Origin of the sequence: Chitinimonas prasina (assembly GCF_030160395.1) — a bacterium.
GTDB lineage: Bacteria > Pseudomonadota > Gammaproteobacteria > Burkholderiales > Chitinimonadaceae > Chitinimonas > Chitinimonas prasina.
Genome location: NZ_BSOG01000004.1, coordinates 110,337 through 130,330, shown reverse-complemented (window position 1 = coordinate 130,330; position 19,994 = coordinate 110,337). Strand labels below are relative to the sequence as shown.

Here is a 19,994-nt window from a genome sequence, read left to right as displayed (position 1 = left end):
GGCGGCATCTCGCAACCCTGGGTGGCTGCGGGGTGGACATACCGTAAACACGCGCTAGGGAGATGCATGAAGTTCCTGTTGAGCAATGACGACGGCTATTTTGCGCCGGGGCTGGCTGCGCTGGCGAAGGCCCTTGCCAGCCAGGGTGATGTCACCGTAGTGGCGCCCGAGCGCGATCGCAGTGGATCGTCCAACTCCCTGACACTCGATCGGCCCCTGAGCCTCAAGCAGGCGGCCTCGGGTTTCCATTATGTCAACGGCACACCCACTGATTGCGTGCACTTGGCCGTGACGGGCATGCTGACCGAGCTGCCCGACCTGGTGGTGTCGGGTATCAATCACGGCGCCAATATGGGTGACGATACGATTTACTCCGGCACGGTGGCGGCGGCAACCGAGGCCTATCTGCTGGGTGTGCCAGCCGTGGCCATCTCGCTGGCCAAGCACGCCCCCAGGCATTTCGATACGGCGGCCCGCGTGGCGCAGGAGCTGGTTGCACGGATACAGCGCGATCCTTTTCGCGGTGCCGTGCTGCTGAACGTGAATGTGCCCGATCTGCCCTATGAAGACTTACAGGGCTGGCGGGTAACCCGCCTGGGACGGCGGCACAAGGCCGAGCCAGTGATCAAGAGCCAGAATCCACGCGGCGAGACCATATGGTGGGTAGGCCCGCTCGGTGCGGCTCAGGATGCGGCAGAGGACACGGATTTCTGGGCGGTAGCCCATGGTTATGTCTCGATTACACCACTGCAGATAGACCTGACGGCCTTCAAGCAACTGGACTTTATGACGGACTGGCTGGCATGAAGCACGACTTTTCCGGCATCGGCATGACTTCAGCACGTACCCGTGGCCGCATGGTGGAAAGGTTGCGCCAGCAAGGCATACGCAATGAGGAGGTGCTGGGCGTCATGGCCAACACCCCCCGCCATATCTTTATCGATGAAGCCCTGTCTCACCGTGCCTATGACGACGTCTCCCTGCCTATAGGGCAGGGGCAGACCATCTCGCAGCCATATATCGTGGCGCGCATGGTGGAGCTGGCAGCAGGCGCCGCACGGCGCGACAAGGTGCTGGAGGTCGGCACCGGTTGTGGCTATCAAACCGTGGTGTTGGCGCAACTATTCAAGACGGTTTATTCGGTCGAACGACTAGCACAACTACTAGACAAGGCACGCCAACGCCTGCGTGATTTACGTATCAGCAATAGCCGCCTGCGGCACGGTGACGGCTTTGTCGGTATTGCCGAAGCCGCCCCATTTGACGCCATTATCATGGCTGCAGCCCCCACTTACGTACCCGAAGCCCTGCTTGGACAATTGGCGGTTGGGGGCAGAATGATTTTTCCTATCGGCAATGTCGATCAGGAATTACGAATAATCGAACGTACCGAAGCTGGTTTTATTGAAACCAAATTGGAAAAAGTACGCTTCGTTCCTATGCTGCCGGGCCTTGCCTAGCTTCAGCAAAACTGTCATCGTCGCGCTGTAGGCTTTGCGCCACTCGCTACGTACCAATTCGAATACAAGGGAGTAACGAGTTGAACGTTGTCCGTACCGCCGGTGTGATGTCTGCCTTGCTGCTCGCTGCTTGTGCGAGCGACCCGGTTCGTTCACCCGCACCTGTTGTTGACCGCACGCGGCCTGCCAATGCGCCCTCGGTCAAACCTGCACCTGTGCCGGCCACAGCCAGTGCTGCGCGTCCTGTTGCTACCACGGCACCGGATGGCGGCAAGTATTACACCGTCAGGGTGGGCGATACCCTCTATAGCATTGCCCTGGAAAATGGACTTGATTACAAGGAAGTCGCCGCCTGGAATCATCTGGCTGACCCCAACCTGATCAAGATCGACCAGATTCTGCTGTTGTCCGACCCCAATGATATTGCCGCGCCCGACACTGCCGGTGTTGTCGTGCGGCCGCTGCGTCCCGATAGTGCGCCGGCACCAGTCAAGATTGATACGCCGGCTGTGGTAGTCACCCCTGTCGCACCTACAGCGCCCGTGGCGGCAGTGGTGAGCTATCCCAAGGCGCTCAAGCTGTCACATGGTACGGATGCCGCCACGGTAGCGCGCCAGGCCGAGGGACCGGTGCAGACGGCCGCCCAGGCTGGTGCTGCGCCGATCAAGCCGCTCGACCCCAAGCCCGTCGAAAAAATCGATGTTAAGCCCGACCCAAAACCTGCCGATAACAAGCCGGCCAGCCCAGTATTGGGCGAAGAGGACCTGAATTGGTCCTGGCCGACGGTAGGGAAGGTCATCACCCCGTTCTCGGATGCTGCCAAAGGTATTGATATAGGCGGCAAATTGGGACAGCCGGTACTTGCTGCCAGTGCCGGCCGAGTTGTCTATGTTGGAACCATGCGTGGCTACGGCAAACTGGTTATCGTCAAACATAACAAGACCTATTTGTCGGCGTACGCGCACAACAGCCAGTCCTTGGTCAAAGAGGGAGACAATGTGAAAAAGGGAGACAAAATTGCCGAAATGGGGAACACCGATGCAGAGCAGGTCAAGCTGCATTTCGAGATCCGGCGCTTTGGCAAGCCGGTTGATCCAACCAAATACCTGACGGCGGGCTGACACCATGAGCGACTCCATGGATACCATCGACGAAGAGCTAGTGGACGAAGATCTACTGGACGAGGAGGAAGATGAGGAAGGCCTGGAGCCAGAAGCTGAGGCAGACGCCCAGCAGGTCGAAGAAGTGGGCCGCTATGCGGTTGAATCGACCGGTGATGTAACCCAGATCTATCTCAATGACATCGGCCACAACGCACTGCTCACGCCTGATGAGGAGCGCCGCCTGGCCCGCTTGGTAGTCCAGGGTGATTTCGATGCCCGCCAAAAGATGATTGAGCACAATCTTCGATTGGTGGTGAATATCGCCAAGCACTATATCAATCGCGGCATGGCCCTGCTCGATCTGATCGAGGAAGGCAATATCGGTCTGATGCACGCACTGGAGAAGTTCGACCCAGAACGGGGTTTCCGCTTCTCTACCTATGCCACCTGGTGGATACGCCAGAGCATAGAGCGCGCCATCATGAACCAGTCGCGCACCATACGTCTCCCTGTACACGTCATCAAGGAACTCAACGTCTACCTGCGAGCCCAGCGTCATCTGGAAGCGCAGATGGGGCGCGAGCCCACCATGGAGGAAATCGCCTATCAGGTGGATAAGCCGGTAGAGGATGTACGCCGGGTCATGAACCTGAACGAGCGCATGGCGTCGCTGGATGCTCCGCTGGATATCGACCCCATGCTATCCATCGGCGAATCCATCCCCGATGAACAGCACGACGGCCCGGAAATGGTGCTGCAGAATGCCGAGATACAGCGCTATGTGCGGGAATGGCTGAAGCAGCTCAATGACAAGCAACGCATGGTCATAGAGCGCCGCTATGGCCTGAATGGCTACGACATCTGTACGTTGGAGGATCTGGCGGCCCACCTGCAGCTGACGCGAGAGCGGGTCCGGCAGATCCAGATCGAGGCGCTAGAGAGTCTCCGGCGACTCCTGCGCCGACAAGGTGTGTCGCGCGACGTATTGCTTGGTTGAGCGCAACCCTTAGTCAGGAAGGCCGGAAGCGATTCCGGCCTTTTTTGTTTTAATGGCCTCTTGTGCTACCCGGTTTGGGCCGCACCTGCTGGCTTTGTTAGAATCCCGTTTTAGGCTCGAATGAGCCGGACTTATTCCCCAAGAGGATTGCATGCTTACCGTCTACAACACCCTGGCCCGCGAAAAGCAGGTCTTCAAGCCCATCGAACCCGGCCGGGTGCGCATGTATGTCTGCGGTATGACGGTGTACGACCTGTGCCATATCGGCCACGCCCGCATGCTGGGCGCTTTCGACATCATCTACCGCTGGCTGCATGCCTCGGGTTACCAGGTGACCTATGTCCGCAATATCACCGATATCGAGGACAAGATCATCAAGCGCGCTGGCGAACGCGGCATTACCGCCGATGAGCTGGTGAGCGAGACCATCGCCGAGATGAATGCCGATCTGGCGCAACTCTACCTGTTGCCGCCCACCCATGAACCCCGCGCCACGCAGCATGTGGATGGCATGGTGGCCATGACCGAGAAGCTGATTGCCAAGGGTCGCGCCTACGCTGCCGACAATGGCGATGTGTATTACGCAGTGCGCCAGTTCCCCGGCTACGGCAAGCTTTCCGGTAAATCGCTGGACGACCTGCAGGCCGGCCAGCGGGTAGAGGTAGACAAGCACAAGCGCGACCCGCTGGACTTTGTGCTGTGGAAGGCGGCCAAGCCAGGTGAGCCCAGCTGGCCATCGCCTTGGGGCCCGGGTCGGCCAGGATGGCATATCGAATGCTCCGTGATGTCCGAGCATCATCTGGGCAGCCATTTCGATATCCACGGTGGGGGCGAGGATCTGCAGTTTCCCCACCACGAGAACGAGATCGCCCAATCCGAAGGCTGCCATGATCACACTTATGTGAACTACTGGATGCACAACGGCTTCCTGCAGCTGGGTGGCGAGAAGATGTCCAAGTCCTTGGGCAACTTCTTCACCATACGTGATGTGCTCAAGGCGTTTGATGGTGAGGCGGTGCGTTTCCTGATCATTCGTGCGCACTACCGCAGCCCCGTGAACTACTCGGAGGAATTGCTGCACGATGCCAAGGCGGGATTGGATCGCCTGTACACCGCGCTGAAGAACACCCCGCCGGACGATGTGCGTGCGCCTATCCATTGGGATAGCGATTACGCTACCCGCTTCAAGACGGCCATGGACGACGACTTCAATACGGCCGATGCGGTCGCGGTGCTGTTTGAGATGGCAGGCGAGGTCAACCGCAGTGGTTCGCACGAACTGGCATCCCAGTTCAAGGCGCTGGCCAACGTGCTGGGCCTGTTGCAGCGTGATCCGGTAGCCTATCTGCAGGGTGGGCCGGTGAGTGGCGACGAGTTTGGGGCCGAGCAGGTGGAGGCGCTGATCGCTGCGCGCTTGGAGGCCCGCAAGGCCAGGAACTTTGCCGAGTCCGACCGTATCCGCGATGCCTTGCTGAAGGGCGGCGTGGTGCTGGAGGATGGGCCGCAAGGGACAACCTGGCGCCGGGCTTGATTCCAGCGCTACCGTAGCAAACAACAAGGGTGCCAACAGGCGCCCTTGTTGTTTGCCGCACCCTCAAAACAGATGCGCCAATTCCTCATGAACCTGGTGTGGTGGGCCGACCACAAAGCAAACCGCATCAAGCGCTGCCAGGTGTGCAAAGTGCAGTGTGTGCTGGCGGTAATACTGTCCTGAATAGGAAGCGAATCGTCCATTGATGCGGAAGACGCCACGCTGACCCAGCGCCAGGCTAAAGAGGGGACGTGATCTGCTGTACCGAAATGGCAGGCCATGGTCGGCTGCGTGGTAGCAGAAGGATAGGGTGATCTCGCCATTGTGCTGTCCGATGCGGAAACGCCAATAGCTGCCTGGAACAGGCAATATCTCGGTTTGGGCATGAGGTTGAAAATGCTGCCCTTCATTGCGCTGCAGACGGTGGATCAAAGCGCCGTTTGGCGGCAGTTCAGTTAAGGAGTCTGGCAGGCGATAGGCATCTGGCAGCGCACTGCGCAGGCCGGCGCCTGGCATACCGCGTGTGGCCTTGGTCCAGTAGGTATCAATGTGCTGGATGATGAGCATGATCGATTTTCGGGGTGAAGGCATGGCTATGAGCCTGCTCAATGTCTTTTCGCCGTGTCGTTCGCAACCTTGCCGGATGAAGGGCAAGGCGCAAGCCGCGCAGCGGTACGGGTACCGTCAGCGGCTTGCAACGCTGCCATTCGCCGGCAAGGATGCGAACCCAGCAGGGCTGATCTGGAAAACGGCCATTCACTGCGTTGTGGCGCTTGGCAACAACTTGTCATTGCCTGCGCACCACGCCGTGTGCCTGGCCATTTTCCAGATCAGCGACACGACGAAAAGACATTGAACAGGCTCTTAGCCAAATACCACCCGCCACAGTCCGCGCACGGCTTCGCAATAGGGCTCCACGGCCTCCAGTGCGCTGGCCGATGAGGGGGCGCCATTCAATCGCTCCTTGTGTTGCAGCTCGCGTAGCCGGCGATAGGCGGTCTGGGCATCTTCGGCGAGACCGGCAGGAATCAGGCCTGCCTCGGCCGCAGTCTTGAGCAGGGCGATATTGCCACTGTTGGCGAGTAGGGCAGGTAGATGGTGGGCGTGGGCGAGTACCAGGTACTGCACGATGAATTCCACATCCACCAGTCCACCGCGGCAATGCTTGACGTCATCGGCCAGTGCCGGGTGGGTGGCCAGCATTTTGTCACGCATGCCTACGACGTCTTCCGATAGCCGCGCCTGATCGCGGCGCTGGCTCAAGACATTGCGGCGTACGGTCTCGAATTGGGCGCCTACCGCCTTGTCGCCAGCAGCATAGCGGGCGCGGGTCAGGGCCTGATGCTCCCATACCCAGGCGTTTTCGTGCTGGTACTGCGCCAAGGCGGCGATGCTGGAGACCAATAAGCCAGAAGCGCCATTGGGGCGCAGGCGCAGGTCGACTTCATACAGGGCGCCAGCAGCGGTGGTGGTCGATAGCCAGGTCATCATCCGCCTTGCCAGCTTGGCGTAGAGTTCACCGGCATCGGGATGGTCGTCGTCGTAGACGAAAATCACGTCCAGATCGGAGCCGTAGCCCAGCTCCTTGCCACCCAGCTTGCCGTAACCTATGGCGGCAAATGCTGCCTCTTCGCGATGGCGGCCTGGCAGCTCGGCCCAGGCTCTTTCCAGGGTCACCGCCAGTATCAAGTCGGCCAGATCGGATAGGTGGTCGGACAAGGTGGTCAAGGAGAACTGGCCCGCGAGATCTTGCGCGCACAGGCGGAATACCTGCTGGTGCTGAAAGTGCCTGAGCACATCCATCTCAGCCTCGGTATCACCCAGATGCAGCGCCAGTTCCGAGCGCAGCTGTTCACCCAGCTTTTGCCAGTCGGGCGCGGAGTACAGCAGGCGGGCATCCAGTAGTTCATCCAGCAGGATGGGATGCCTATGCAGGTAGTCGGCCACCCAGGGGCTGGCGCTGTGCAAGGAGGCGAGCCGGCTGAGGGTTTGCGGGTGCTCGGCCAGCAGGGCCAGGTAGGATTCTCGCCGGGCGATGGCATCGAGAAAGCGCAAGATGCGGCTCAGTGTGGCATCGGGGTTGGGCTGGCGGGCGCAGACCTCTACCAGGGGAGGAATCAGCGCATCAAGCCGGCGGCGGCTCTTGTCGGCCAGGGTCTGATAGCGGCCACCCTGGGCAATGGCGGCCAGCAGGCGTTCCATCTCTGCTGGTTGCTGGTATCCCAGGTTGGCCAGCTTGCCCAGGCTGGATTGGCCATCGGCAATGCCCAGCCATACGCCAGCGAGGGGATGCACGGCATCTCCCTCAGCCTGCGGCAGGGCGAATACCTGCTCGAAGTGGCGGCTGACAGCGGCGCGGTGGGTATCCAGTGCCGCCATGAAGCTGGCCCAGTCGCGGTGACAGAGGCTAGTGGCGATCAAGGCCCTGTCGGTGTCGCTGGAGGGCAGCATCTGGGTCTGGCCATCGTCCAGGTACTGCAGGCGATGCTCCAGATCGCGCAAAAACACATAGGCGGCGGTCAGTTCGGCGACAGTCAGTGCCTCCAGCTGTCCCATGCCCACCAGCTCGCGCAATACCTCGCGGGTGGGGCGTATACGCAGGCTGGGGCGCCGGCCGCCGCGTATCAACTGGAACACCTGGGCGATGAACTCCACCTCGCGGATGCCACCTGGGCCCAGTTTGATATTGTCGGCAAAGTCACGCCGTACGACTTCGCGCTGTATCTGCCCGTGCAGGTCGCGCATGGAGGCGTAGGCGCCGTAATCCAGATATTTGCGATATACGAACGGGGTCACCAGCGACATCAGGCCGGCAGCATCACCCCCCAGCCCCTGTGGGCCTGCTGGGCCGAAATGGCCGGTTTCATCGGTGATGGCACGTCCCTTGATCCAGGCATAGCGCTCCCACTCACGGCCCTGGGTCAGCAGATAGTTCTCAAGGGCGGCAAAGCTCGATACCAGTGGGCCGGCGTCGCCAAAGGGGCGCAGACGCATATCCACCCGGAAAACAAAGCCATCGGCAGTAACATCATGCAGCAGCGCAATCAGGCGCTTACCCGCGCGGGCAAACCACTCGTGATTGGAGATCGGCCTAGGGCCATCTGTTTCGCCATCTTCGGGGTAGACAAAAATCAGGTCGATATCGCTGGAGACATTGAGTTCGCGGCCACCCAGCTTACCCATGCCGACCACGATCAGTTTCTGCAGTTGGCCCGATTCGCCACCGATGGGCTGGCCATGCCTCTCATCTGCGCGGGTAACGCATTCCAGTGCAGCCAGGATGGCGACTTCTGCCAGATCGCTGACGGTGGCAATGACTTCGTCCAATTGCGCCAGACCCAGCAGATCGCGGCTGAAGATACGCGCCATGACGGCCTGCCGAAGCTTGCGCAGGGCGGGCTTGAGGGTGGCTTCATCGGCGCCCATGGGCAACATGGCCAGCATGGCGCTGCGATCGAAAGGACGGTCCAGCCTGGCCAGGGTGTCGGCTTGCAAGGCAGGCTGCGCGGCAAACAGCCGTTGCAGGTAGCGGCTATGGCTGATGGCGGGTGCGAGGCGGTCTGTCATGTCGTAAATATGTGCAAAGCCCTGTGAATGCGCGAGACGCGGTGTGGTGCGGACAGCTAGAATCCAGGCTCCTATTCTAGCCGCCTGTTCGGGCGTACGTTTCACTGCTGCAATGTCGCCCGCGCCATACCGTCATCCCCTGCAAGCCCGCCTGATCTGGCTGCGCCGCAAATGCTTGCATTTGCTGCATTGGCACAGCCGCGCCCTGATATGGGCGGCCTTGGCGGTGGGCGTGCTGTGGGCGCTTGGCGCCGCCTGGCTGCAATGGTGGTTCTTCCCGCATCTGCCCGAGTACCGGCCACGCCTGGTGGCGGAGCTGAGCCAGCGTGTAGGCCGGCCTATCAGCATAGGGCAGGTTGAAGGTGGCTGGCGGGGTGTATTGCCGTATTTGTCGTTTCGACAGCTTAGCCTGCGCCACAACGATGGCCGCCCCGCCCTGAATCTGGCAGAGGTTGAGGCCACGCTTTCATGGTGGCCACTACTTCTGGGTGATTTGCGCTTTGACAAGCTGACCTTGCTGCAACCCGATCTCCAGCTGACCCGTGATACCGACGGCATGATCAGGCTGGCGGGATTGCCTTTGAACGAGACAGGCAAGCAAGGCAGCCTGACCGACTGGCTATTGCGGCAGCATGATATTGCGATTGTGGATGGCCGCATCAGCTGGCGCGATGACCTGCGGCAGGCGCCATTGCTGCAATTGGAACAAGTGGATCTGAGCCTGGAAAATCGCTTGTTTGGCCAGCATCAGGCTGAGCTGTCGGCTACGCCGCCTGGGGCGCTGGCGCAGCCATTCCGGCTTGAGGCCCGCTGGCGCGGGGATGACCTGGCACAGCTGGATCAGTGGCAGGGTAGTGTCAGCACAGTGCTGGACAAGGTGGACATGGCGGCCTGGGGGCAGTGGCTGCCCTACCCGGTAGCGCTGCGGCGCGGCCAGGGGCGGCTGGAACTCGATTTGGCTTTCGAGGGCTTGCACCCCACGGCCGTGGATGCCCGCTTGGCGCTGCGCGATGTAGTGGTACGCCTGTCTCCCGAACTGACTCCCCTGGAGGTCAATGCCTTGTCCGGTTCCTTGCGCTGGCGAGACCGCGACGGCGAACGAGAGTTGACGCTGGGCGATCTGAAGCTGCGAGCCGATGGCGGCAAACTGCTGGATGGCAGCCAGGCGACGCTGGTCTTGCACAAGGAGGGCGGTGGCCAGTTCAGCGCCCATGGGGTGACACTATCCGGATTGGCGAGTCTCCCGCCATCGCTGCCCTTGCCCACTGCCTTGCGCCATGCGCTTGGCGGCATGCAGCCCAGTGGTCGCTTGGATCGTCTGAGTGCGAGCTGGAAGGGTGATTGGCGCGAGCCGCAGGCCTATGTTGGCCGGATGGGTTTCAGTGGACTGGGACTGCTTGCACCTGCGCCCTGGCCCAGCTTGGGGCCGGTGGATGGTGAGTTGACCTTCAGTGAGTCCAAGGGAAGTCTGGCGCTGCGCGGCCAGCGCTTCAGGTTGGCCTCCAGCACGGTGTTTGAGCAGCCGCTCAATCTGGATCGCATCCGCCTGGCACTGGATTGGTCGCGGGTGGGTAAGCAATGGGTCGTCAAGCTCAGTGATTTCAGCGCCAGCAACGCTGATCTCGAGGCCCAGGCCCAGGCAACCTGGCGTTGGCCCGGTACGGGCCTGGGCAGCCTGGATTTGAAGGCTGCCGTACCCAGGCTCACGGCCAGCAAGGTGGCCGATTACCTGCCCGTCACGCTGGGCAACGATACCCGCCACTGGCTGCGCCAGAGCCTGACTGCGGGCGAGGCACGGGATGCGCGCTTTACGTTGAATGGCCCCTTGGCAGGCTTTCCGTTCACCGATGGCAAGGCGGGCGTGTGGGAGGTGGTCACCCAGGCCAAGGGCGTGACGCTGGACTACAGCGACGGCTGGCCTGCCATGAGCGGGATAGACGGCGAGGTACGTATCGTTGGCAACCGGCTAACGGTAGCGGCGGGGGGGCAGATACTGGGGGCACGGGTAAGCAATGCACTGGCTGTGATCGATGACCTGGAGCTGAGCCCCAGCGTGCGCATAGAGGGCGCGGCCGAAGGGCAGACAGCGGAGTTCCTGCGCTATATCGCGCAGAGTCCGCTGGATGCCAGCCTGGATGGCATGGGTAGTGCTGCTCGCGCCGCCGGCGACGGCAAACTGTCGATCAAGCTGGAGATCCCTTTTGAGGAAGTAGATGCGACCAAGCTGGCGGGCAGTTACCGCTTTGCCGGCAATCAGCTTCAGGTCGGTGAAAAACTGCCTGAAATGACGGATCTGCAGGGAGAGCTGACCTTTACCGAGCGCAAGGTCAGCGCCAGCGCCCTGCGGGGGCGCACGCTGGGTGGTGCATTCCGGGCTGACTTGTCCACCTCCGAAAGCGGTGTGGTGCAGATGCGCGCCAGCGGCCGTGCTGACGTGGGCCTGGCGGCAAAGCGCTACAGCCTGCCCTTGGCGGATCGCCTGGTGGGCATGACGGACTATCGAGTACAGCTTGATCTACCCGAGCAAGGCTGGAGCGTGCAGTTGGATGCGCCGCTGAAGGATGTGCGGCTGGATTTACCGGCACCGTTGGGCAAAGCCATGGGCGAGGTCAGGCCCTTGCGGCTGGTGCTCGACAATGCCGGTCAGACAGAGAACTGGAAGGTGGCGCTGGGTAGCCAGCTGAATGCTGAAGTCCAGCTTGCCGCCGCCACTGACCAGGATTGGCAAGTGGAGCGAGGCGAAGTGCGCCTGGGTGGCGGCGTGCCTAATAACGCCAATCGCGGACTCTGGTTGACCGGCACCCTGCCTGAGCTTGCCTTGGACCCGTGGCTGTCGCTGTTGGAGGGTGCGGGCGGCAAGGCCGCCAGTGGTATGGCATTGGCGGGCATAGAACTCAGGGCAGGCAAACTGATGGCGCTGGGTAGCCAACTGGATGATCTGGCCTTGCGCGCTGTACCGGGCAAAGACGGGGCGTGGCAATTGACTGCCAGCGGCAAGCAGGTCGAAGGCCGGCTGGCTTGGTCGCCACAGGCCAAGGGCAAGGTGCATGCGCGGTTTGCCCGCTTGGTGCTGCCTTTGCCGGATGCGCCGGGTACACCAACCGGGAGTGGCTTCAGCAATCAGTCCCTGCCTGCACTGGATATCGTTGCCGAAGACTTTTACTACCGTGGGCATGCGCTGGGCCGGCTTGACGTAAAAGCGCAACAGCAGCGGGAGAACTGGCTGATAGAGAGCCTGACACTGTCGAATCCCGACGGACGGCTCAGTATGCAGGGGGTGTGGCAGCCAGTCGGGGAGGATGCGGGCACCAAGGTAAGGCTGGACATAGCATCTGACAACGTGGGCAAGCTGCTGGGCCGGTTTGGCTATCCCGAGACGGTGCGGCGGGGCGAAGGGAGCTTGCGTGGCGATCTGGCGTGGCGCGGTTCACCGTTGGCGCCTGATTATCCCAGCATGAGTGGCAAATTCAGCATCAAGGCCGAATCCGGTCAATTTGCCAAAGTAGAACCCGGCGTGGGCAGGTTGCTGGGGATACTCAGCCTCCAATCTTTGCAACGGCGCCTGACCCTGGATTTTCGCGATGTCTTCAGCGAGGGCTTTGCCTTCGACCGTATCGAGGGCGATAGTAAGGTAGTGCGAGGCGTGATGACGACGGACAATCTGACCATAGTCGGGCCTGCGGCACAGGTACTGTTCAGGGGCGAGACCGACATAGGCCGGGAAACCCAGAAGCTACGTGTGCGCATCGTGCCCACGGTGGGCGACAGCTTTGCCGTGGGGGCTGGGGTGGCACTGGCCAACCCGCTGGTGGGTGTGGGGGCGTTTTTGCTGCAGCGGGTGCTGAAAGACCCGTTGGGGCAGCTGGTGGCCTATGAGTACGATATCACCGGCACCTGGACAGACCCGCAGTACAGCAAGGTAGGCGCAGCAGGTAGTAGCAAGTAGCCGTGCGGACGGCAATAAGGGGATAGCCCAGCACCGCAGCCTTGCTTCAGCCTCTCCGTAGGGATAGGCGCAGGCGAGATTGCTGGAAGCGCCTCGTCAGAGCGCGTTCACCAAGCGGCGTCAGGGTGGCGAACCGCCTTCAAAATACAAAAAAGGAGACACATCATGTCGACTCGTGCTCATACCAGCCAGCAGGCCGCAGCCCGTGCCGCCACCAGCGGTGGCTTGCGGGTTGCTGCAGTGCAGATGGCTTCCGGCCCTAGCGTATCGGCCAATCTGACCGAGGCAGAAGTTCTGCTCAAGCTGGCCGCCAAACAGGGCGCAAAGCTGGTGGTCCTGCCCGAATACTTTGCCATTCTGGGCCTGAAGGATACTGACAAGGTGGCCGTACGTGAGCAGCCGGGTGAGGGGCAGATACAGGCTTTTTTATCCAAGACAGCTAAGAAGCTGGGCATCTGGATCGTAGGTGGCTCGGTGCCGCTGTGGACTGAAGACCCCGCCAAGGTGCGGAACTCCACCCTGGTGTTCGATGACCAGGGCCGCCAGGTTGCGCGTTATGACAAGATCCATCTGTTCGGCTTTGAGATGGGCACGGAGACCTACCGTGAGGAAGCCACCATCACCCCAGGCGATGAAGTGGTGGTGTTCGATTCGCCCTTTGGCCGGATCGGTCTGGCTATTTGCTACGATCTGCGCTTCCCCGAGCTGTTCCGCCGCATGCAGCCAGTGGACCTGATCATCGTGCCGGCGGCATTTACCGAAACCACTGGACGAGCCCATTGGGAAACACTGGTGCGTGCCCGCGCCATAGAGAATCTGGCCTATGTGATTGCCTCGGCCCAGGGCGGGTTTCACCGCAATGGCCGCGAAACCCATGGCGACAGCATGATTGTTGACCCCTGGGGCATCGTGCTGGACCGCTTGCCGCGTGGTTCCGGCATCGTGGTGGCCGATATCGATCACGACTACAAGGCCAGGCTGAGGCAGGGCTTGCCGGCGTTGAGCCATCGAGTGCTGGCCTGATGCTGCGCTACTGCCTGGCACTGCTGATCGCCACCCTGGCTTATGCGGCACCGGCAGACTACGGCTGCGCCGACAGGGCCGTGCGGGTGGCGTACCACCCTTTTGGTATGGCTTACTGGCGCGACGCGCAGGGCCAGCCGCAAGGCATCGACCCCGACCTGGTAGCGGCGTTGAGCCAGGCGACCGGCTGCCGTTTTCAGGTGTCGGAGCTGTCTCGGGTGTTGATCTGGAAAATGTACGAGCAGGGCGAGACGGACATGGTGCTGTCGGCCCTACCTACCGAGCAGCGCGATCGCTTTGGACAGTTCATGCCGCTGCCTTATTGGGGAAATGGCAATGAACTGGTGGTGCTCAAAAGCCTGGGGCGGCCGGCAAGCCTGGCGGATCTGGACGAATTACCGGAGTTTCGCCTGGGTATCGTACGTTCCTATAAATACGGCGATACGATTTGGGAGCAATTGATTGCCCGCCAGCGCGAACGCGATGAACTGATTGAAGTGGCCGATATCGAAAGTCTGTACCACCAGATGAAAATCGGCCGTATCAACGCCCTGATTTCCAGCCCCATGCTGTACCGCCTGATGCTGCCGCGCTACGCGCTAGATGGTAAGGTGCACACTCTGGACTGGACGCCTGAGCGCAATGAGCTCAGGGCGGGCCTGTATTTTTCGCGGTCGCGTTTTGGCGCGGCCGAGCTGAACCGCTGGGAAGCCCTGCTGGCCGGCCCCATGCAGCAACAATTCACCGCTATCCTGCGCCGCTACCTTGGTCCTAGGCCAAACTAGTGGCAGCCTGGCGCACTGCGCGCCTACCCATGACAAGAGCACAAACATGAGCAGCACTACCTTGCCGACGCAGACGGCCGAACATTATCTGCTGAATCCCTACAGCCTGGATGATGCCGCACTGGACCAGGTTTTTGGCGAAATCATGCGCCATGATGTGGACTACGCCGATCTTTACTTCCAGTACAGCCGAGCTGAAGGCTGGAGCCTGGAGGAAGGCATCGTCAAATCGGGCAGTTTCAATATCGATCAGGGCGTGGGCGTCAGGGCTGTCAGCGGCGAAAAGACGGCCTTTGCTTACTCAGACGACATCAGCCTGGCGGCCCTGCACTCCGCAGCCAAGGCAACCCGTGCCATAGGCCGGCAAGGTGGACAGGGGCTGGCAGGGCCAGCACGTCGGCCGTCGGCGGTGCAACCGCTGTATGCCACCCTGGACCCCTTGGGCAGCTTGGCCGAGGCCGACAAGGTCATGCTGCTGGAGCGGCTGGAGAGCTATGCCCGCAGCCTGGATCCGCGCGTGATTCAGGTAATGGCCAGCTTGGCCGGCGAGTATGAGGTGATCTACATTGCCCGCCACGATGGCCATCGGGCTGCCGATGTCAGGCCGCTGGTACGGGTTGGGGTACAGGTGATCGTCGAGCACAACGGCCGGCGTGAATCGGCCCATGTGGGTGGCGGCGGCCGTTACGATTACAGCTACTTCAGCGAAGAGCGACTGCAGGGCTATGCCCGAGAGGCGGTGCGCCAGGCCCTGGTAAACCTGGACGCCAGGCCCGCGCCGGCGGGGGAAATGACGGTGGTGCTGGGCAATGGCTGGCCTGGCATCCTGCTGCATGAAGCCATTGGCCATGGCCTGGAAGGTGATTTCAATCGCAAGGGCAGCTCCGCCTTCGCCGGCAAGGTTGGCCAGCGGGTGGCCGCCAAGGGGGTGACGGTGGTGGATGATGGCACCATACCAGACCGCCGCGGCTCGCTGAATGTGGACGATGAGGGCAATCCTACCCAACGTACGGTGTTGATCGAGGATGGCGTGCTGCAGGGCTATTTGCAGGACAGCCTCAATGCTCGCCTGATGGGCGTGGCGCCGACGGGCAACGGCCGGCGTGAGAGTTACGCCCATATCACCATGCCACGCATGACCAATACGGTCATGATGAATGGCGACATGTCGCCGGAAGAGATCATCAGTTCGATCAAGCGCGGCCTGTATGCCGTCCAGTTCGCTGGTGGCCAGGTGGATATCACCAGCGGCAAATTTGTGTTCTCCGCCAGCGAAGCCTATTGGGTGGAAGACGGCAAGATCCAGTATCCGGTCAAGGGGGCGACCTTGATAGGCAATGGCCCTGATGTGTTGACCAAGGTGGGCATGATAGGCAACGACCTGCAGCTGGATGCCGGTGTAGGCACCTGCGGCAAGGACGGGCAGAGCGTGCCGGTGGGCGTGGGCCAGCCCACCATACGAATAGATGGCGGCCTGACGGTGGGAGGGACGGCCTGAGTAGGCTGATGGAGCGAGCTGGTTTCGGAACGCTCTCTTGAAGGCGTGTCGCGGCAGCGCGACACGCCTTTTGCTTGCTGGCACTGCTTGCTGGCCTAACCTGATGGCTACGGTTGTTGCGATGCAACATGATTGGCTTACAACTTGCAATCCTTAAGCTGCACGCTTAAAAGTAGCGTGTACCGCGCACAAAGCCCACAAGGCCACGCGGCACGGAGACAACACGGCACCCCTGGTCAACACAGGAGCTTGCTATGTCAACGACTGCAATGATGCTGGTGCGGCAGCTAAACCAGGCCGATGCGCCTGCCATGCTGGCCCACCTGCTGCGGCTGGACGAAACAGACCGGGTGCAACGCTTTGCCCGGCCCGCCAGCGATGATTCCATACGGGATTACGTGCGTCGGCTGGATTTTGAGCGCGATGCCCACTATGGCGTATGGCAGGGCCGTGAGGACCAGCCTAGCCTGATAGGCCTGACGCATCTGGCGCTGGATGGACAAGGCAAGACGGCCGAAATAGGCGTCAGCGTCGACGCGGGCCAGCGCCGCCAGGGATTGGCGGGCCGCATGCTTGGGCGCGCCATCCTGCATGCCCGCAATCTGGGCGTGGTCGAGGTGGTCATGTACTTCCTGCCCTATAACACCGAGTTGATGGAACTGGCGCGCAACCAGGGCATGCGACTGAGCGTGGGAGAAGGGCAAGGCATAGCCCGGCTGCTACCCCATCCTGCCAGCCCGGTCAGCCTGGCCAGTGAGATCATGGAAACCTGGGCAGATGCAGCTGGGCAGGGGGTAAGGGATTGGTCCGAGGGCACGCTGGCGGCCAGCAGTGTGGTTTGCGGCAGGCTGAGTGATCTGGCCAATAGCCCTGATTGACTCAGCGGGCCGGTGCGCGGCGAAAAGACTTTGAAAAAGCTCTAGGACAAACGGCCCGTCAAGAGGGCCGTTTGCTTGATTGCCAGTAGGTGGCTGCTGAACTATTGGCCGTTGATCTCGTTCAATGCCTTCACGTAGTCGTTGTATTCCTTGATGGCGGCATTGCCGGTGCTCGCGGCTGCATTGGAAATGGCAACCTGCTCATCAATGTATTTTTTCATGCACTCGCCATAGGCCTTGTGTTGCTTGTTGAAGGCATCCATGCGTATCTGGCTGGCGCTCCGGCCAGGGTGGCTGGGGGCCTTGCAGTCATGCTTGGGGGCGGCTGGCGCAGCGGTTGCCGGCGCAGCCGCAGGGGCGGCGGCCTCCTGGGCAAAGGCGGTGGTGGCGAGCAGGGAGGCCGCGATCAGGGCAATGAATTTCATGTTGAGTTGCTTTGTGGGTGACAAAGGTGGAAGTGTCGCGATAAATTGACGTGGACGTCAATCATCTTGGCCGGCTACGTTATAGTGTGGGTCGGCTGCCCAACAAGGAGACCCCATGAGCGAACTGCTCCAGCTTGAGCGCGTAGGCCATACCGCGCTGATCACCATCAACAACCCACCTGCCAATACCTGGACTGAAACCAGCCTGCCGGCCCTCAAGGCCATGGTGGAGCAGCTGAACGCAGACCGCGAAATCTACGCATTGGTGTTGACGGGAAATGGTCCCAAGTTTTTCAGCGCGGGCGCTGATCTCAATGTGTTCGCGGGGGGGGACAAGGCCCGCGCCAGGCAGATGATCACTTTCTTCGGCAAGGCATTCGAGACGCTGGCGCAGTTCCGGGGCGTCAGTATCGCCGCCATCAATGGCTACGCCATGGGAGGTGGGCTGGAGGCGGCGCTGGCCTGTGATATCCGCATTGCCGAGGAGCACGCGGTCATGGCCCTGCCCGAGGCTGCCGTAGGCCTGCTGCCCGGCGGGCTGGGTACTCAGCACCTGCCCTGGCTGGTAGGCGAAGGTTGGGCCAAGCGCATGATACTGTGTGGTGAGCGCTTGGATGCCCAGACGGCACTCAGGATAGGCTTGGTGGAAGAAGTGGTGGCCAGCGGCGAGTCCCGCCAGAAGGCACTGGAACTGGCCGAGAAGGTGGCCAAGCAGAGCCCTTCCTCAGTGGCGGCCTGCAAGCAGCTGATTCAGGCTGCCCGCAAGCAACCCATGTGGTCGGCGCTGGCTATGGAGCGTGAAATGTTCGTCGACCTGTTCGACACCCAGGACCAACAGGAGGGCGTCAATGCATTTCTGGAAAAACGTCCACCTGTCTGGCAGAACCGCTAGCCTGAGTCTGGCACTGCTGCTGCCCTTGGTGGCGGTAGCGGCCAGCTATGCGCCAGAGCACTTCCCGCCGCCAGCCGCCGAAGGTGTGGTCAAACTACCGGCACTGGATCGCTGGCTGCTGGAGGGGGGATCGCCCGGTCGGGTGACCGTGTATGCGGCGCCTCAGCAGTCAGCTGCGACGCAGCAACTGGCTGTCGACAAGTTGCAGTACCTGGAGACCGGCTACGAGACAGCAGATGCGCTGGTCTACCAGCAACAGCCAGGCTGGTTGCGCCTGGCCTTGCAGGGCCAGCCCATACGCTGGGTTTGGCTGCCCGATGCACAGTCGCCTGGCTTCAAACCCATGGCTGCCATGGTGGGGCCGGATCAACTGAACTATTTTGCGCCAGGCTGGGACAGGCGACTGTGGTCTGTTCCCGACGGCCCGCAGTATGCCTTGTTCAAGGGCGATGACAGCTTGGTGCCCAGCATCATAGGCAAGCGCCAACTGGGCCGCCGCTGGTGGCTGCAGGTAAGGCTGGTGCCTGACCCTTGCCAGGACAAGCCGGCCATGCCCCTGGCCGTGCTCGAGGGCTGGTTGCCCCTGCGTGACAGCAAGGGTCGTTACAATATCTGGTACCACACCCGTGGTTGCTGATTCCCACTTTTACCGCTTGCGTTAACTACCATGACTGCTCCCGCCCTTTTTGCACTGCACCCTACCGCCAATGGCCGGCAGATCGGGGTGATTACCCTGCATGCCGAGAAGTCGCTCAACGCACTATCCCTGGCGATGATACGGGCGGTGACGCCAACCCTGCTGGAGTGGCGCGACAATCCCGATATTGTTTGTGTGCTGCTGCAGGGGGCTGGCGAGAAGGCCTTCTGTGCCGGCGGCGATGTGGTGGCCATGCATGACGCCATACGCAATGGTGATTTTGCGACGACCGATGCCTTCTTTACTGAGGAATATGCCCTAGACTACGCCATCCATACCTACCCCAAGCCCATACTCGCCTGGGGGCATGGCATCGTGATGGGGGGCGGCCTGGGATTGCTGGTGGGTGCCAGTCACCGGGTCGTGACAGAACGCTCCCGCATTGCCATGCCCGAAGTCACCATAGGCCTGTACCCTGACGTTGGCGGCTCCTGGTTTCTCAATCGCCTGCCAGGGCGGCTGGGCATATACCTGGGGCTTACCGGGGCCAGCTTCAATGCCGCCGATGCCCTGTTCACCGGCATGGCCGACTTTGCCTTGCCCAGCGCCTTGCGCGATGAGCTGTGCCAAGAGTTGGCGGCCATTGCCTGGACGGGGCAGGGTGAGCAGGACAAGCGCCTGCTCTCCAGCCAGTTGCGCGAGCTTAGCCGCCTTACCCAGCTGGAGCTGCCGCCATCGCCCATACGTGCCCACTACGATGCCATCCAGTCGCTGACCGATTACGACAGCGTGGACGAAATGGTGGCGGCTATTACCCGCTACGAAGGGGCGGACGAATGGCTGCGCGCCGGGGCGAAGAAGCTGGCTGCCGGGTCGCCCACCTCCATGCGCCTGATCGTGGCGGCACAGCAGCGCGCCCGCCACCTGTCGCTGCAGCAGGTATTCGACATGGAGCTGAACCTGTCGCGCCAATGCTGCCGCCACCCGGATTTTGCTGAAGGCGTCCGGGCCTTGCTGGTGGAGAAGGACAATACGCCGCGTTGGTCACCTGCTAGCCTGGCAGAGGTCGATGAGGCGCTGATTGCAGGTTTCTTTATGCCACCGCAGTAGAGAACGCCAAAATGCCTTGTTTACCGTGCAATGCTAGCGCCGCTAGATAAGAATTTATCATTAAATATCAAACGCATACTTTTTATCATTCTTTGCCCCGGCAAAGTCTTGCTTGGCGAAGCAGGTTTCTGGCAATTGGGTT

17 protein-coding genes are annotated in these 19,994 nt (G+C 61.3%); 14 read left to right on the top strand and 3 right to left on the bottom strand.

The features are described from left to right. Positions 1-66: 66 nt before the first annotated feature. The 5 genes from surE (at position 67) to cysS (ending at position 5,091) form a co-directional block, all read left to right on the top strand. A complete protein-coding gene (gene surE, locus QQK16_RS15670; RefSeq protein ID WP_284197420.1) occupies positions 67-807 on the top strand; it encodes a 5'/3'-nucleotidase SurE in 741 nt (246 codons plus the stop codon). Next, a complete protein-coding gene (locus tag QQK16_RS15665; RefSeq protein WP_284197419.1) occupies positions 804-1,460 on the top strand; it encodes a protein-L-isoaspartate(D-aspartate) O-methyltransferase in 657 nt (218 codons plus the stop codon). The genes surE and QQK16_RS15665 overlap by 4 nt, the downstream gene beginning before the upstream one ends. A gap of 80 nt (positions 1,461-1,540) precedes the next feature. Then, positions 1,541-2,581 carry a peptidoglycan DD-metalloendopeptidase family protein gene (locus QQK16_RS15660; protein WP_284197418.1) on the top strand — a complete coding sequence of 347 codons (1,041 nt, stop codon included), beginning with the start codon at positions 1,541-1,543 and terminating at the stop codon, positions 2,579-2,581. 16 nt (positions 2,582-2,597) lie between these two features. After that, positions 2,598-3,560 (top strand): RNA polymerase sigma factor RpoS, encoded by a 963-nt coding sequence (rpoS, locus tag QQK16_RS15655; protein WP_284197417.1) that lies wholly within the window; start codon positions 2,598-2,600, stop codon positions 3,558-3,560. A gap of 151 nt (positions 3,561-3,711) precedes the next feature. Beyond that, the gene (gene cysS, locus QQK16_RS15650; protein WP_284197416.1) at positions 3,712-5,091 is read left to right on the top strand and encodes a cysteine--tRNA ligase; all 1,380 of its coding nucleotides are present in this window, start codon (positions 3,712-3,714) and stop codon (positions 5,089-5,091) included. 63 nt (positions 5,092-5,154) lie between these two features. On the opposite strand, the gene QQK16_RS15645 is transcribed toward cysS, so the two are convergent. Next, entirely contained in the window at positions 5,155-5,658 is a 504-nt protein-coding gene (locus QQK16_RS15645; protein WP_284197415.1) for a hypothetical protein, read from the bottom strand. On the opposite strand from QQK16_RS15645, the gene QQK16_RS15640 reads away from it, so the two are divergent. Next, entirely contained in the window at positions 5,657-5,947 is a 291-nt protein-coding gene (locus QQK16_RS15640) for a hypothetical protein (RefSeq protein ID WP_284197414.1), read from the top strand. The two genes, QQK16_RS15645 and QQK16_RS15640, sit on opposite strands and share 2 nt — an antisense overlap. Before the next feature lie 8 nt (positions 5,948-5,955). Here QQK16_RS15640 and glnE read toward each other — a convergent pair whose 3' ends face one another. After that, positions 5,956-8,658 carry a bifunctional [glutamate--ammonia ligase]-adenylyl-L-tyrosine phosphorylase/[glutamate--ammonia-ligase] adenylyltransferase gene (gene glnE, locus QQK16_RS15635; RefSeq protein ID WP_284197413.1) on the bottom strand — a complete coding sequence of 901 codons (2,703 nt, stop codon included), beginning with the start codon at positions 8,656-8,658 and terminating at the stop codon, positions 5,956-5,958. 112 nt (positions 8,659-8,770) lie between these two features. Here glnE and QQK16_RS15630 point away from each other — a divergent pair, with 112 nt between their 5' ends. The 5 genes from QQK16_RS15630 to QQK16_RS15610 all read left to right on the top strand — a co-directional run bounded on the left by QQK16_RS15630 (position 8,771) and on the right by QQK16_RS15610 (position 16,788). Continuing rightward, a complete protein-coding gene (locus tag QQK16_RS15630) occupies positions 8,771-12,604 on the top strand; it encodes a YhdP family protein (protein WP_284197412.1) in 3,834 nt (1,277 codons plus the stop codon). A 165-nt stretch (positions 12,605-12,769) separates the two neighbouring features. Further along, on the top strand, positions 12,770-13,627 hold the full coding sequence (locus QQK16_RS15625) for a carbon-nitrogen hydrolase family protein (RefSeq protein ID WP_284197411.1): 858 nt from the start codon (positions 12,770-12,772) through the stop codon (positions 13,625-13,627). After that, a complete protein-coding gene (locus tag QQK16_RS15620; protein ID WP_284197410.1) occupies positions 13,627-14,412 on the top strand; it encodes a substrate-binding periplasmic protein in 786 nt (261 codons plus the stop codon). The genes QQK16_RS15625 and QQK16_RS15620 overlap by 1 nt, the downstream gene beginning before the upstream one ends. A gap of 46 nt (positions 14,413-14,458) precedes the next feature. Next, positions 14,459-15,910, top strand: a complete 1,452-nt coding sequence (tldD, locus tag QQK16_RS15615) for a metalloprotease TldD (protein ID WP_284197409.1) — start codon at positions 14,459-14,461, stop codon at positions 15,908-15,910. 254 nt (positions 15,911-16,164) lie between these two features. Beyond that, a complete protein-coding gene (locus QQK16_RS15610) occupies positions 16,165-16,788 on the top strand; it encodes a GNAT family N-acetyltransferase (RefSeq protein WP_284197408.1) in 624 nt (207 codons plus the stop codon). A 101-nt stretch (positions 16,789-16,889) separates the two neighbouring features. On the opposite strand, the gene QQK16_RS15605 is transcribed toward QQK16_RS15610, so the two are convergent. Then, positions 16,890-17,213, bottom strand: a complete 324-nt coding sequence (locus QQK16_RS15605; RefSeq protein ID WP_284197407.1) for a hypothetical protein — start codon at positions 17,211-17,213, stop codon at positions 16,890-16,892. 115 nt (positions 17,214-17,328) lie between these two features. On the opposite strand from QQK16_RS15605, the gene QQK16_RS15600 reads away from it, so the two are divergent. The 3 genes from QQK16_RS15600 to QQK16_RS15590 are packed head-to-tail and all read left to right on the top strand — an operon-like array spanning position 17,329 to position 19,852. Then, on the top strand, positions 17,329-18,105 hold the full coding sequence (locus tag QQK16_RS15600; protein ID WP_284197406.1) for an enoyl-CoA hydratase: 777 nt from the start codon (positions 17,329-17,331) through the stop codon (positions 18,103-18,105). Beyond that, positions 18,062-18,742, top strand: coding sequence for a hypothetical protein (locus QQK16_RS15595; protein ID WP_284197405.1), 681 nt, complete (start codon positions 18,062-18,064; stop codon positions 18,740-18,742). Before QQK16_RS15600 ends, QQK16_RS15595 begins: the two co-directional genes overlap by 44 nt. Positions 18,743-18,772: 30 nt before the next feature. Beyond that, complete coding sequence (locus tag QQK16_RS15590) at positions 18,773-19,852, top strand: enoyl-CoA hydratase/isomerase family protein (protein WP_284197404.1); 1,080 nt, start codon at positions 18,773-18,775, stop codon at positions 19,850-19,852. The last annotated feature ends 142 nt before the right edge of the window (positions 19,853-19,994 follow it).

Excerpts from the sequence above, each read along its gene's own strand:
- QQK16_RS15610 (WP_284197408.1), top strand. The coding sequence starts at position 16,165 with ATGTCAACGACTGCAATGATGCTGGTGCGGCAGCTAAACCAGGCCGAT.
- cysS (WP_284197416.1), top strand. The coding sequence starts at position 3,712 with ATGCTTACCGTCTACAACACCCTGGCCCGCGAAAAGCAGGTCTTCAAG.
- glnE (WP_284197413.1), bottom strand. The coding sequence starts at position 8,658 with ATGACAGACCGCCTCGCACCCGCCATCAGCCATAGCCGCTACCTGCAA.
- QQK16_RS15605 (WP_284197407.1), bottom strand. The coding sequence starts at position 17,213 with ATGAAATTCATTGCCCTGATCGCGGCCTCCCTGCTCGCCACCACCGCC.
- QQK16_RS15665 (WP_284197419.1), top strand. The coding sequence starts at position 804 with ATGAAGCACGACTTTTCCGGCATCGGCATGACTTCAGCACGTACCCGT.
- QQK16_RS15595 (WP_284197405.1), top strand. The coding sequence starts at position 18,062 with ATGCATTTCTGGAAAAACGTCCACCTGTCTGGCAGAACCGCTAGCCTG.
- QQK16_RS15645 (WP_284197415.1), bottom strand. The coding sequence starts at position 5,658 with ATGCTCATCATCCAGCACATTGATACCTACTGGACCAAGGCCACACGC.
- tldD (WP_284197409.1), top strand. The coding sequence starts at position 14,459 with ATGAGCAGCACTACCTTGCCGACGCAGACGGCCGAACATTATCTGCTG.
- QQK16_RS15600 (WP_284197406.1), top strand. The coding sequence starts at position 17,329 with ATGAGCGAACTGCTCCAGCTTGAGCGCGTAGGCCATACCGCGCTGATC.
- QQK16_RS15630 (WP_284197412.1), top strand. The coding sequence starts at position 8,771 with ATGTCGCCCGCGCCATACCGTCATCCCCTGCAAGCCCGCCTGATCTGG.
- rpoS (WP_284197417.1), top strand. The coding sequence starts at position 2,598 with ATGGATACCATCGACGAAGAGCTAGTGGACGAAGATCTACTGGACGAG.
- QQK16_RS15640 (WP_284197414.1), top strand. The coding sequence starts at position 5,657 with ATGATCGATTTTCGGGGTGAAGGCATGGCTATGAGCCTGCTCAATGTC.
- QQK16_RS15620 (WP_284197410.1), top strand. The coding sequence starts at position 13,627 with ATGCTGCGCTACTGCCTGGCACTGCTGATCGCCACCCTGGCTTATGCG.
- QQK16_RS15625 (WP_284197411.1), top strand. The coding sequence starts at position 12,770 with ATGTCGACTCGTGCTCATACCAGCCAGCAGGCCGCAGCCCGTGCCGCC.
- QQK16_RS15590 (WP_284197404.1), top strand. The coding sequence starts at position 18,773 with ATGACTGCTCCCGCCCTTTTTGCACTGCACCCTACCGCCAATGGCCGG.
- surE (WP_284197420.1), top strand. The coding sequence starts at position 67 with ATGAAGTTCCTGTTGAGCAATGACGACGGCTATTTTGCGCCGGGGCTG.